The 12,306-nt window shown below is 66.7% G+C and carries 9 protein-coding genes; 5 read left to right on the top strand and 4 right to left on the bottom strand.

The genetic code is table 11. The features are described from left to right. Positions 1-134: 134 nt before the first annotated feature. The 3 genes from V5F78_RS03880 to V5F78_RS03870 all read left to right on the top strand — a co-directional run bounded on the left by V5F78_RS03880 (position 135) and on the right by V5F78_RS03870 (position 5,517). Positions 135-1,559, top strand: a complete 1,425-nt coding sequence (locus tag V5F78_RS03880; protein ID WP_394066388.1) for a sigma-54-dependent transcriptional regulator — start codon at positions 135-137, stop codon at positions 1,557-1,559. Further along, positions 1,543-3,567, top strand: coding sequence for a sensor histidine kinase (locus V5F78_RS03875; RefSeq protein WP_394066390.1), 2,025 nt, complete (start codon positions 1,543-1,545; stop codon positions 3,565-3,567). Before V5F78_RS03880 ends, V5F78_RS03875 begins: the two co-directional genes overlap by 17 nt. 297 nt (positions 3,568-3,864) lie before the next feature. Beyond that, positions 3,865-5,517 (top strand): OFA family MFS transporter, encoded by a 1,653-nt coding sequence (locus tag V5F78_RS03870; protein ID WP_394066392.1) that lies wholly within the window; start codon positions 3,865-3,867, stop codon positions 5,515-5,517. A gap of 140 nt (positions 5,518-5,657) precedes the next feature. Here the strand turns inward: V5F78_RS03870 and V5F78_RS03865 are convergent, their stop codons facing one another. Then, positions 5,658-7,022, bottom strand: a complete 1,365-nt coding sequence (locus tag V5F78_RS03865) for a dicarboxylate/amino acid:cation symporter (RefSeq protein WP_394066393.1) — start codon at positions 7,020-7,022, stop codon at positions 5,658-5,660. A 270-nt stretch (positions 7,023-7,292) separates the two neighbouring features. Here V5F78_RS03865 and V5F78_RS03860 point away from each other — a divergent pair, with 270 nt between their 5' ends. Together V5F78_RS03860 and V5F78_RS03855 are read left to right on the top strand one after the other, a co-directional pair. Further along, positions 7,293-9,134: a sensor histidine kinase gene (locus tag V5F78_RS03860; RefSeq protein ID WP_394066395.1), complete on the top strand. Its 1,842-nt coding sequence runs from the start codon at positions 7,293-7,295 to the stop codon at positions 9,132-9,134. After that, on the top strand, positions 9,134-10,495 hold the full coding sequence (locus V5F78_RS03855; protein ID WP_394066397.1) for a sigma-54-dependent transcriptional regulator: 1,362 nt from the start codon (positions 9,134-9,136) through the stop codon (positions 10,493-10,495). Before V5F78_RS03860 ends, V5F78_RS03855 begins: the two co-directional genes overlap by 1 nt. Positions 10,496-10,529: 34 nt before the next feature. On the opposite strand, the gene V5F78_RS03850 is transcribed toward V5F78_RS03855, so the two are convergent. From V5F78_RS03850 to thiS, 3 genes are all read right to left on the bottom strand, one after another. Then, a complete protein-coding gene (locus tag V5F78_RS03850; protein WP_394066399.1) occupies positions 10,530-11,153 on the bottom strand; it encodes a thiamine phosphate synthase in 624 nt (207 codons plus the stop codon). Between the two features lie 32 nt (positions 11,154-11,185). Further along, positions 11,186-11,989 carry a thiazole synthase gene (locus V5F78_RS03845; protein WP_394066401.1) on the bottom strand — a complete coding sequence of 268 codons (804 nt, stop codon included), beginning with the start codon at positions 11,987-11,989 and terminating at the stop codon, positions 11,186-11,188. Positions 11,990-12,080: 91 nt separating this feature from the next. After that, positions 12,081-12,305, bottom strand: coding sequence for a sulfur carrier protein ThiS (gene thiS / locus V5F78_RS03840; protein ID WP_394066403.1), 225 nt, complete (start codon positions 12,303-12,305; stop codon positions 12,081-12,083). Position 12,306: the final 1 nt, after the last annotated feature.

Raw genomic sequence — 12,306 nt, 5'->3', positions numbered from 1 at the left:
CCGCCGAAGCCCGGCGGCGGCCGGGGCATTGCCCATGCTCATCGCGCTGGAGGGTGAACCGGCGGTCGCGTTCCGCTCCCCGCAGCGGCGGCGTGGTCTTTGCATTGGCGGGCGTGCTCGCCCATAGTAAACCCATGACGGAAGAATATTCGGGCGCGGAAAAGCTACAATCGGGGCCGCGGTCGCGGACGGCCGCCGCGGACGCCGAATTTGGTCCGTGGCTGGCCCAGGCTTCCATCCTCGTCGTCGACGATGAGCCAGGCATCCGGAATTTTCTGGTGCGCACCCTGCGGCCGCGCTGCAAGCAGGTGGACGAGGCGGCGGATACCGCGGAGGCGTCCCGCAAGCTCGACGTCCAGCATTTCGACGTCATCATCATCGACAATATCATGCCGGGAAAGACCGGCCTGGAATGGCTGGCCGAGCAGCGCACCGTGGGCCTGTTCGCCGATGCCATTCTCATCACCGCCTATGCCGATCTCGAGACGGCGATCCAGGCGCTTCGGGCGGGGGCGGCGGATTTTGTGCTCAAGCCGTTCCGCTCGAACCAGATCATCAATGCCGTCGCGCGTTGCCTCGAACGGATCCGCCTTCAACGCGAGAATTTCGTGCTTCAGCACGAGCTGCGCTCGAGTGCAGACCGGGGCATTCTGCGCGACAAGCTGATCGGCACCTCCCCGGTGATCCAGAAGGTGCGCGAAACCATTTCGCGGGTCGCGCCGCTGCCCACATCCGTGCTTCTCACCGGCGAATCCGGGACCGGAAAGGAAGTGGCGGCGCGCTCGCTGCATATCCTGTCAGATCGGGCAGACAAGCCTTTCGTGCCGGTGAATTGCGCCGCCATTCCGCAGGATATGATCGAGAGCGAGCTGTTCGGACATCTGAAGGGCGCGTTTTCCGGCGCGGTTTCGGCGCGCGACGGGCTGTTCATCCATGCCCACGGTGGGACGCTTTTCCTCGACGAGATCGGCGAGCTGTCGCCGGCAATGCAGAGCAAGCTGCTGCGCGTCATCGAGGATCGCCGGGTGCGCCCGGTGGGCGCCGAGCGCGAGGTTCCGGTGGATCTGCGCTTCGTCTTTGCCACCAACCGGGAGCTGGAGAAGGAGGTCCAACAGGGGCGCTTCAGGGCCGACCTGTTTTACCGCATCAATGTGCTGCAGCTCCATCTTCCCCCCCTGCGTGATCGCGGCGCGGACGCGCAGGAACTTGCCGACCTGTTCATGCGCACGCTGTCGCGGCAACTGGGCGTGCCGCCGGTGATGCTGGATGGGGCGGCCCGCGCCGCCCTCGGCCGCTATCCCTGGCCCGGCAACATCCGCGAGCTTCGCAACCTGATCGAGCGCACCCTGATCCTCGGGCGGTTCCCGGATGATTTTCCCGGCCAGCGCGCGAGCGCGCCAGCCGCGCTCGGACATAGTCTGGAAGAGCTGGAAAAGCGCCACATACTCTCGGTGCTCGAAGCGACCGGCCATGATCGCGCCGAGACCGCGCGCCGCCTCGGTGTCTCGCGCAAGACGATCGACCGCAAATGCGCGCAGTGGAATGTCCGCGACTCCTGACCGGGCGGCCGCCCGGCGCCCGGAACGCTCGGTCCGCTTCCGGCTCCTCGCCATCGCGCTTCTGCCGACCCTGGTTGTGGTCCCCCTTCTGCTCGGCGTCACCATGGTGCGCTGGAATGCCAAGTTCGACGCGTTGCTGGTGTCGAAGGTCGATGGCGATCTGACGATCGCGCACCAATATCTGGCGCGCATGCTCGAATATAACGGCGACCAGATCGAGGCCCTGGGCCTCTCGGCGCTGTTCCGAGACGTGGCCGGCGGGAGCGGGGACACCGGCCTTTCCGAACTGCTTGAGACGCGGCGCAGGGCCCTTGGGCTCGACTTCCTTTATGTGCTCGACGCTAACCGCGCGATCCTCGCCTCCTCTCCCCGGTTCGCCACGGCCGAAGTGCGCGAGGACTGGCCGGTGATCGACGCGGGCCTGCGCGGCGATCGGCGGGCCGCGATAGACGTCTTCTCCAATGCCGAGCTTGCCGCCATTTCACCCGCCCTTGCCGAACGGGCGCTGCTGGAGCTCGTGCCGACCACGAACGCCGTGGCGAGCGATCGGCGCGAGGAGACGCGGGGCATGGTGGTCCATTCCGCCGCCGGCGTTCAACTGCCCGGCGGACGCAGGGGCGTGCTCGTGGGCGGGATCCTGCTCAACCGCAATCTCGTGTTCATCGATACGATCAACGATCTCGTCTACCAGACCGCCAGCCTGCCGGAGGGCAGCCGGGGCACGGCGACTTTGTTTCTGGATGATGTGCGGATCAGCACCAATGTCCGCCTGTTCGAGGGCCGTCGGGCGCTGGGCACGCGCGTTTCCAGCGCGGTGCGCGAGGCGGTGCTGGGGAAGGGCCAGATCTGGCTCGGCAGCGCCTTCGTGGTGAACGACTGGTACATGTCCGCCTATGAGCCCATAGTCGACAGCTACGACAAGCGGGTGGGCATGCTCTATGTCGGATTCCTGGAGCAGCCGTTCAGCGATGCGAAATATACCACCCTCCTGGCGGTCATCCTCGCCTTCGTGACCGTCTCGGCCGCGAGCGTGCCCATTTTCCTGCGGTGGGCGCGGGGCATTTTCAAGCCGCTGGAGAAGGTCAACGACACCATCGTGTCGGTTGAGGCCGGCGATCGGGACGCCCGCACCGGCCTGGTACGCGCGGACGACGAAATCGGCCGCGTCGCCATGCACCTCGACCATCTGCTGGACCAGCTCGCCGCGCGCGAACGCGAGCTGGTGCAATGGAATGACGACCTCAACCGGCGGGTGGACGAACGCACGCGCGAGCTCCAGCTCGCCAACCGGCAGATCGAAGCGACGACCAAGCAGCTCATCATGTCGGAGAAGCTCGCGGCCATCGGCGAGATCACCGCCGGCGTCGCCCATGAGATCAACAATCCCATCGCGGTCATCCAGGGCAATCTCGATGTTCTGCGCGACGTGCTCGGCCGGCAGGCGGATTCCGGCCGCACCGAGTTCCGCTTGATCGACGAGCAGATCGACCGCATCAGCCAGATCGTCAACAAGCTGCTGCAGTTTGCAAAGCCCGAGGAATACGCCGGCTTCATCGAGCGTAATGCGCCAGCGGACATCATCACAGACTGCCTTCCCCTGGTTCAGCATCTGGTGAACCGCAGCGGCATCGCCATCGTGCGGGAGGACCAGGCGACGCGCCACGTGCTGATGAACCGCACCGAACTTCAGCAGGTGCTCGTCAACCTCATCGTCAATGCCATACACGCCATGCCCGATGGCGGGACCCTGACCCTGCGGTGCCGCGACGGCGCGCGGGAGGGCCGGCCCGGCATTGTCATCGAGGTGGCCGACACCGGTGTGGGCATGGCCGCGGAGGTGATGGAGAAGATCTTCGATCCCTTTTTCACCACCAAGCGCAGCACCGGCACCGGGCTTGGCCTGTCCATCACGCAGAAGCTGGTGGCACGCCAAGACGGAACCATCCATGTCGAGAGCACGCCGGGCGCGGGAACGACCTTCTCCGTGTTTCTCCCGCAAGCAGATTGATGCACTGCAAGAGACATTTTGTCTGACGCGGGGACTTTTTGTCCTCAAGCAACAAGTGTCTTGACTGAAATAACGTTGAAATACCTCAGCCATCCATGTGGCATGCGAATTGCGACCTTTCCTTCCCAAAAGAAAAACAGGTGAAGGACGAGGAAACGCAGACCCTTAGGGCTCGCATTCTTACGGCAGTGCAGCAATTATTCTCAACGTGACCCGCCATCGGTCGCGATGCGTGCGCCTGTCCCCCGTGCAGCCCTTTCGCAGCTCTCGAAGCAACAAAAGCACTGGGGAAGACTCATGACAGCAAGCGTGAATACATTCGACGGTCCCGCCGGTGGGATCGGCATTCTGGACCGCGAGCGGATCGTCGCCCGGCCCGGCTTCAATCGCTGGCTGGTGCCCCCGGCGGCGCTGGCGATCCATCTGTGCATCGGCATGGCGTACGGTTTCAGCGTGTTCTGGCTTCCGCTGTCGCGCGCCATTGGCGTCAACCAGCCGGTCGCCTGTCCGAACATGAGCCTAGCCAGCGCGCTGTTCACCACCACATGCGATTGGCGCGTTGCCGACCTTGGATGGATGTACACGCTGTTCTTCGTCCTGCTGGGCTCCTCGGCCGCCCTGTGGGGCGGCTGGCTGGAGCGCGCCGGCCCGCGCAAGGCGGGCGTCGTCTCCGCCTGTTGCTGGTGCGGCGGCATCGCGCTGGCAGCACTCGGTGTCCTGATGCACCAATTGTGGCTAATGTGGATCGGCGCAGGTGTGATCGGCGGCATCGGCCTCGGGCTCGGCTATATTTCGCCGGTGTCGACGCTGATCAAATGGTTTCCGGACCGGCGCGGCATGGCCACCGGCATGGCCATCATGGGGTTCGGCGGCGGCGCGATGATCGGCGCCCCGCTCGCCAACATGCTGATGAATGCCTTCAAGACCTCCACCTCCGTGGGCGTGTGGCAAACCTTCCTGGTGATGGCCGGCATCTATTTCGTATTCATGATGGCCGGGGCCTTCGGCTATCGCATTCCGCCGGCGGGATGGCGCCCCGAGGGCTGGACCGCACCGGCCGCCAAGTCTTCCATGATCACCCATCGCAACGTCCATCTGCGCGACGCGCACAAGACGCCGCAATTCTGGCTGATCTGGGCGGTGCTCTGCCTCAACGTCTCGGCGGGTATCGGTGTCATCGGCATGGCCTCGCCCATGCTTCAGGAAATCTTCGGCGGCCGTCTGGTTGGCCATCCGGAATTGTCCTTCACGCAGCTCGATTCCGGGCAGAAAGCCGCCATCGCGGCCATTGCCGCGGGCTTCGCCGGCCTGCTGTCGCTGTTCAATATCGGCGGCCGGTTCTTCTGGGCCTCGATGTCGGACAAGATCGGGCGCAAGAACACTTATTACACCTTCTTCATCCTCGGCATTGCCCTCTACGCGCTCGCGCCGTCGGCCGCGCACATGGGAAGTCAGGCGCTGTTCGTGGCGATCCTGTGCGTGATCGTATCCATGTATGGCGGCGGCTTCGCCACCGTGCCGGCCTATCTCGCGGATGTGTTCGGCACCCAGTTCGTGGGGGCGATCCACGGTCGCCTGCTCACCGCCTGGGCCACGGCCGGCATCATCGGCCCGGTTGTTGTGAACTATATCCGCGAATTCCAGATCAATGCCGGCATTCCGCGCGATCAGGTCTACGATTTTACCATGTATATCCTGGCGGGAATGCTGGTCCTGGGCCTGATCGCCAACATGCTGGTGCGCCCGCTGCCCGAACGCTGGTTCATGAGCGACGCCGAGGTCGCCGCGCTCCAGGCGAAGGCGGTTTCCAAGGATGCCGGGCCGAGCGGTTCGTTCGGCATCGGCAAAGGCGGCCTGGACGGCAAGGCGGCCCTGGCCTGGGCAGCCGTCGGCATCCCGATGATCTGGGGCATCTGGCTCACGCTCAAGAGCGCCGCTGCCCTCTTCTGAGCGATATTGCGACGACGGCCCCGAGCCGGGCCGCCTTCGTCGGCTGCACCTGAACCCTCTCCCCCTGCGGCCGGCGCCGCAGGGGCTTTCTCTCGCGATTGCGTTGGTGTGGCTGGATGCAGGCCTCCGGCCATCCGCCTTCAGGCCGCGGTGCGGATCGTCGCGGCCTCTCCTTCAAGCACCACAGGGCGATCGAGCAACGTATCGGGGTCGACCTGTCCGGCCAGCGCACGGGCGAGCTGGTCCGCGTTCAGTTCGCCTTCCCAGCGCGCAACCACGATGGTTGCCACTGCATTGCCGATGAAGTTGGTGATGGCGCGGCATTCCGACATGAAGCGGTCGATACCGAGAATGAGCGCCATGCCGGCCACCGGCACCGCCGGCACCACCGAGAGCGTCGCCGCAAGAGTGATGAAGCCCGCCCCTGTAATGCCGGCCGCGCCCTTCGAGCTGAGCATCGCCACCAGCAGCAGGATCACCTGGTCGGTCAGGCTGAGGTCGATGCCCGTAGCCTGGGCGATGAACAGCGCCGCCAGCGTCATATAGATGTTGGTGCCGTCGAGGTTGAACGAATAGCCGGTGGGGATCACCAGCCCCACCACCGACTTGGCACAGCCGGCGCGCTCCATCTTCTCCATCAGGCTGGGAAGCGCCGCCTCGGAAGAAGACGTGCCGAGCACCAGCAGCAATTCTTCCTTAATGTAGCGCAGCAGCGCGAGAATGGAGAAGCCGTTGTAGCGCGCCACCGCACCCAGCACGATGAACACGAACAGGAAGGAGGTCAGGTAGAAAGTGCCGACCAACATGGCGAGGTTCGCCACCGAGCCGATGCCATACTTGCCGATGGTGAAGGCCATGGCGCCAAACGCGCCGATGGGCGCGGTCTTCATCAGGATCGCCACCAGGCGGAACATGGCCTGCGAGAGCGAGTTCAGCACGTTCATCACCGGCTCGCCGCGATCGCCGATGGCGGCGAGGGCGATGCCGAACAGGACCGCGAAGAACAGCACCTGGAGAATGTCGCCCGAGGCCAGCGCGCTGATCGGCGTGTTCGGAATGATGGCCATCAGGAAGCCGACGATGGTCTGGTCGTGGGCCTTGCTGGTGTAGTTCGCGACCGCCTTGGGATCGAGGCTCGCGGGATCAATATGCAGTCCGGCGCCCGGCTGAACCACATTGCCCACGATCAGGCCGATGACCAGCGCCAGGGTGGAGAAGGTGAGGAAATAGATCATCGCCTTGCCGGCCACCCGGCCCACCTTGCCGAGATCGCGCATGCCGGCAATGCCGGTGACGACGGTGAGGAAGATCACCGGCGCGATGATCATCTTCACCAGCTTGATGAAGGCATCGCCCAGCGGCTTCAGGTCGGTGGCGAGGCTCGGATAGAAATGTCCGAGCAGGATGCCGGCGGCGATCGCCAGCAGCACCTGGAAATAGAGGTGGCGATAGAATTTGCGATGCGCGGCCGGAGCCGGCGTGGCGGGGACGGTGGCGGGTTTCATGTGGTTTCCTCTCGCATTGACCATCGGCGCCTCTTTCCGCGGGCGGCGTTCTGGAACCTTGATGGTGGTGTCAGGGGCCCGGCGCGCATCCACGCCGTGAAGAGCCCCGCGCAAGACGCATGCCAGCCCCAGCCGCCACGAGGGACTCCCGCAACATATTGAAACGAAAGGTCTTTGAGTCCTTTGCCCTCAGCCGGGCTCGACGCCGAGTGCGGATTGATGCACAATGCCTTTTCTGAACGTGCGGAAATCCGCACAAATGGAGACGACATGGCGGCGTTCGCGTGGCGCGCGACGGGACGGACGGCAACCAGGGAACGCACCGTGCGGCGGCTCTGCGGGGCCGCGCTGGTGCTCCTCGTCCTCATCGCCGTGGATCGCCTGGCGGCCTATGTGGGGGCCCATTGGGCGCTCTCCCAATTGCAGACCGATGCGGATGCGGCTGCGCTATTGCGGGTTGCGGTGATCCGGAGCGAGATCGAGAAGCAACGCACCCTGCCGGTTGTGCTCTCCCAGGATCCCGACGTTCGGGCGACGCTGGAACACCCTGACACCACTCGCCTTGCCGCGCTCGACGTCAAATTTGCGGGGCTGGCGGCCGGCACGCGGACCGGCGCGATCTATCTGCTCGACGTCACCGGCCTGACCATTGCCGCGAGCAATGCGGGAACTTCGGCGAGTTTCGTGGGCTCAAATTATGCGTTTCGGCCCTATTTCCGCACGGCGATGGCAGATGGCAGCGCCGAACATTTCGCCTTCGGCACCGTGAGCCGGCAACCCGGCTTTTATCTCACCCGACGCATCGACGGACCCTCCGGTCCGCTCGGCGTGCTGGTGGTCAAGGCCGAGTTCGAGGCGATCGAGGACCAGTGGCGCCAGTTCGCGGAGCCGACCTTCGTTACCGACGACCGGGCGATCGTCCTCATCTCCAGCGTCCCGGCCTGGCGCTTCCGGGCGATCGCGCCCATCGCGCCGGAGCGGCGGGAGGAATTGCGGGCGAGCCTCCAGTTCGGCGATGCGACGCTCGACCTTCTGCCCATCGTTCGCGATCCCGCCATGGCGGGGCTGGTGCGCGCCGCCCTTCCCGGCCAGCGCAAGCCGCGCCTGTTCGTGGAGGCCTCCGCCCCGGTGCCGACCACCGGCTGGACGCTGAACGTGCTCGCGCCCGCCGATGCCGCCATGAGCCTTGCCACAGGCGCCGCGCGCGTGCTGGCGGTGCTCGTGGCATTGCTCGGCCTCGGCCTCGGCGCGCTCGCCCTCTCCCGCCGCGCACGGCGCCTGGAGGATGCGGCCCGGCAGGCGGCGGCACGGCGCCAGCTGGAGGAGCGGGTGGCCGAACGCACCGCGGAATTGAGCCACGCCAACATCCGCCTCCATGACGAGATGGAGGAGCGCCGGCGCACCCAGAACGCGCTCGACGGGCTGAAGGACGACCTTGTCCAGGCCAGCAAGCTTGCCGTGCTCGGCCAGATCGCGGCCTCGGTGGCCCATGAGGTGAACCAGCCGGTGGCCGCGATCCGCACGTTTGCGGAAAATTCCGAACTTTTCCTCGATCGCGGCGATACCCAGGCGGCGCGTGCCAATCTCGCCACCATCGCCGCCCTCACCGACCGCATCGGCGCCATCACCGGCGAGTTGCGCGCCTTCGCCCGCAAGGCGGAGGGCCGGCTGGAGAGCGTGCCGCTGCGCGCCGCCGTCGACGGGGCGCTGCTGCTGGTGGGGCATCGCCTGACCCAACAGGCGGTGGGCATCGAGATCGCGATCGCGGACGACGATCTGTGCGTAAGCGCCGAGCGGGTGCGCCTGGAGCAGGTGTTCGTCAATCTGCTGCAAAATGCGCTCGAAGCCCTGGACGGGCGGGCCGGCGGGACGATCCGCATCCAGGCCGAGGCCGCCGCCGACCAGGTGCGCGTGGAGGTCGCGGACAATGGCCCCGGCCTACCGCCGCACGTGATGGAAGCCCTGTTCATGCCCTTCACCACCACCAAGGCGCAGGGCCTCGGGCTCGGCCTTGTGATCTCGCACGACATCGTCGCCGAATTCGGCGGCACCCTTGCCGTCGAAAACCGTCACGGCGCGGTCTTCACCCTCACCTTGCCAAGGGCGCCCTGATGGATGTGGCCTTCATCGACGACGACGACATCCTGCGCGCTGCCAACGTCCAGGCGCTGATGCTGGCCGGCCTCTCGGTCGCGCCCTTCGCCTCCGGCGCGGCGGCGCTCGAAGCCATCGACGCCGGCTTTCCCGGCGTGGTGGTCAGCGACGTGCGCATGCCGGGCATGGATGGCCTGGAACTCTTCCGCCGCCTGCGCAAGATCGACCCGGACCTGCCGGTGATCCTGATTACCGGCCACGGCGACATCGCCATGGCGGTGGATGCCATGCGCGAGGGCGCCTATGATTTTCTCGCCAAGCCCTATGCCGGCGAGCGCTTGCTCGGCGCGGTGCGGCACGCGCGCGAGAAGCGTCGCCTGGTGTTGGAGAACCGCGAGCTGCGGCGGCGCGCGGAAGCGGCGAGCGAGGACCTGCCCTTGCTGGGCGAGACCGCCGAAATGGCGCGCCTGCGCCAGACCCTGCGCCAGCTCGCCGACGCCGATGTGGACGTGTTGGTGGAAGGCGAGACCGGCAGCGGCAAGGAGGTGGTGGCCAATGCCCTGCATCGCCTCAGCCGGCGCGCCGCCCGCCCATTCGTGGCGGTGAATTGTGGCGCGCTGCCGGAAAGCGTGATCGAGAGCGAACTTTTCGGCCACGAGGCCGGCGCCTTCACCGGCGCCCTGAAGAAGCGTGTGGGACGCATCGAGCATGCCCACGGCGGCACGCTGTTCCTGGACGAGATCGAGGCCATGTCGCCGGCGCTCCAGGTGAAGCTGCTGCGCGTGCTGGAGGCGCGCGAGATCACTCCGCTCGGCACCAATGAGGTGCGCCGCGTGGACATCCGCGTGGTCGCCGCGGCCAAGGTCAATCTCCAGGCCCTGGTGCGGCAGGGTACGTTCCGGGAAGATTTATATTATCGCCTGCACGTGGCGACCCTGCACATTCCGCCGCTGCGGGAGCGGCGTGCGGACGTGGCGCTGTTGTTCGGCCATTTCCTCGCGCTCGCCTGCGCCCGCTTCCAGCGCGAGCCGGTGCAGATCGGCGAAAGCGTGCGGCGCCATCTCGATACCCACGACTGGCCGGGCAACGTGCGCGAGCTGGTGCATTATGCCGAGCGCGTGGCCCTGGGCCTGGTCGCCAATCCAGCACCGCCGGCCGGCTCGGGAGACCGGGCACCCCTGCCCGAGCGCATGGAGGCGTTCGAGGCCGGCGAAATCCGCGCGGCGCTGGCGGAATACTGTGGCGACGTGCAGGCGGCGGTGAAGGCGCTCGGCATTCCCCGCAAGACCTTCTACGACAAGCTGCGCCGCCACGGCATCGACCAGGCGGCCTATCGCACCGGCCGGGTGCCGGCGCCCGCCCCCGTGTCCGCGCGATAGGTCTGGCGGGGCAACCAATCCCACGCTTCTTATCTCAGGGCGTTTTGCCCCAGGCGCGGCACAAGGCGCGCATCTCTTCCGCCGGATCGGCGGCGCGCATTATGGCGCCCATGACGGCGATGCCCGCCACGCCCGCCGCCTGGCACGGGCCGACCGTGTCCGGTTCGATCCCGCCGAGGGCAAGGACCGGAACCGATGTCGCGGCAACCCGCGCCCGCAGGCCCGCTTCACCCAGCGCCGGCCCGTATCCGGGCTTCGAGCGCGTCTCGAAGGCGGGGCTGGCGATGAGATACGTAAGACACCGCGCATCGGCTCCCGCCACCTCGGCCAGCGTATGGGTGGACAGGCCGATGAGCGCGCCGGGCCCCAGGCGCGATCGCGCTTGGCCGACATCCGAGCCCGCCGGCAGATGGACACCGTCCACCCCTGCTTCCACCGCAAGGTCGAACGCCCCATGCAGCGTCACGCGCCCGCCGAAGGGAAAGGCGAGCGTCAGCAGGGTGCGGGCGAGCGCGATCTGCTCGGCCTGCGGCAAGTCCTTCTCGCGCACGCTGATCCAGCGGCAGCCGCCTTCCAGCGCCGCCGCCACCACCTCGGGCAGCGGGGCACGCGCCTGCGTGCGGTCGGTGATCAGCAGGATGGGCGGCTGCGGCAGCATGGATTCTCCCCGCCGCAGCCTAGCCCAGGCCCTCAGGTGCCGACGAGGCCGAATTCCGGGCTGGAAGCTTCCGCATGCAGCTTCTTGGGGATACGCCCCGACAGCCGGGCGAGCCGTCCGCCATCCACCGCATGGCGGAATGCGGCGGCCATGCGCACCGGATCGTGCGCCTTGGAGACCGCCGTATTGAGCAGCACCGCCGCGCATCCGAGCTCCATGGCGAGCGCCGCATCGGAAGCCGTGCCGATGCCGGCGTCCAGCACCACCGGAACCGGGGAGCGGGCGCAGATCAGCTCGATCATGTGCGGGTTGGCAATGCCGAGCCCGGTGCCGATCATGGAGCCGAGCGGCATCACGGTGGCGGCGCCGAGGTCCGCCAGCTTCTGGCAGGTGACGGGATCATCGTTGCAATAGGGCAGCACGACGAAGCCGCGATTGACCAGATCCTCGGTGGCCTTCAGCAGTTCCTCCACGTTCGGATAGAGCAGTTCGCGATCGCCGATCACTTCCAGCTTCACCCAATTGGTCTCCAGCGCCTCGCGCGCCAGCTCGGCGGTGAGCACCGCATCCTTCGCGGTCTGACAGCCGGCCGTGTTTGGCAGGATGTGCACGCGGCCGGAGAGCAGGTCGGTCAGGCTCTCCTCATAGCTCGCAAGGCTGATCCGGCGGATCGAGGCGGTGGCCATCTCCGCGCCCGAGGCGGCGAGCGCATCGAGGAACACCTTCTGGTTCGGATAGCCCGCCGTGCCCAGGAACAGGCGCGAATTGAAGCTGCGCCCGGCGATCACCAGCGGGTCGGCATTTGGGGCGGCGGCGGAGTTCAGGGAAGCATTCATGGTCATTCTCTTTGCCCGCGCGATGCGGCGGGCGCTAGCCGGTGTCTCGCGGGCGGCTCAGCCGCCCTGCTGGCCTTTGTTTGCAGGCGGCTCAGCCGCCTTGCTTGGCCTGGATGATTTCCACTGCGTCGCCCGAGACGAGCTTGTGCTCGGCCCAGCGGGCGCGCGGCAGGACGGCGCCGTTCAGCGCCACGGCAATGCCCTTGCGGGCCGCATCCACGCCCTTCTGATCCAGAAGATCGGCGATGGTGGCAACCGCGAGGGTTTCGCGCGCGCCATTCACCTGGAGATCGAGCAGGGTTTCGGTTTCCATCATC

This window comes from Roseixanthobacter glucoisosaccharinicivorans (genome assembly GCF_043195095.2).
Lineage (GTDB): Bacteria > Pseudomonadota > Alphaproteobacteria > Rhizobiales > Xanthobacteraceae > NCEH01.
Note: the sequence above shows the minus strand (reverse complement) of the source record. Positions and strands in the feature narration are given on the sequence as shown.

What these genes read in the sequence shown, in the direction of transcription:
- V5F78_RS03880 (WP_394066388.1), top strand. Translation starts at nt 135, where the DNA reads ATGACGGAAGAATATTCGGGCGCGGAAAAGCTACAATCGGGGCCGCGG.
- V5F78_RS03875 (WP_394066390.1), top strand. Translation starts at nt 1,543, where the DNA reads ATGTCCGCGACTCCTGACCGGGCGGCCGCCCGGCGCCCGGAACGCTCG.
- V5F78_RS03870 (WP_394066392.1), top strand. Translation starts at nt 3,865, where the DNA reads ATGACAGCAAGCGTGAATACATTCGACGGTCCCGCCGGTGGGATCGGC.
- V5F78_RS03865 (WP_394066393.1), bottom strand. Translation starts at nt 7,022, where the DNA reads ATGAAACCCGCCACCGTCCCCGCCACGCCGGCTCCGGCCGCGCATCGC.
- V5F78_RS03860 (WP_394066395.1), top strand. Translation starts at nt 7,293, where the DNA reads ATGGCGGCGTTCGCGTGGCGCGCGACGGGACGGACGGCAACCAGGGAA.
- V5F78_RS03855 (WP_394066397.1), top strand. Translation starts at nt 9,134, where the DNA reads ATGGATGTGGCCTTCATCGACGACGACGACATCCTGCGCGCTGCCAAC.
- V5F78_RS03850 (WP_394066399.1), bottom strand. Translation starts at nt 11,153, where the DNA reads ATGCTGCCGCAGCCGCCCATCCTGCTGATCACCGACCGCACGCAGGCG.
- V5F78_RS03845 (WP_394066401.1), bottom strand. Translation starts at nt 11,989, where the DNA reads ATGAATGCTTCCCTGAACTCCGCCGCCGCCCCAAATGCCGACCCGCTG.
- thiS (WP_394066403.1), bottom strand. Translation starts at nt 12,305, where the DNA reads ATGATGGAAACCGAAACCCTGCTCGATCTCCAGGTGAATGGCGCGCGC.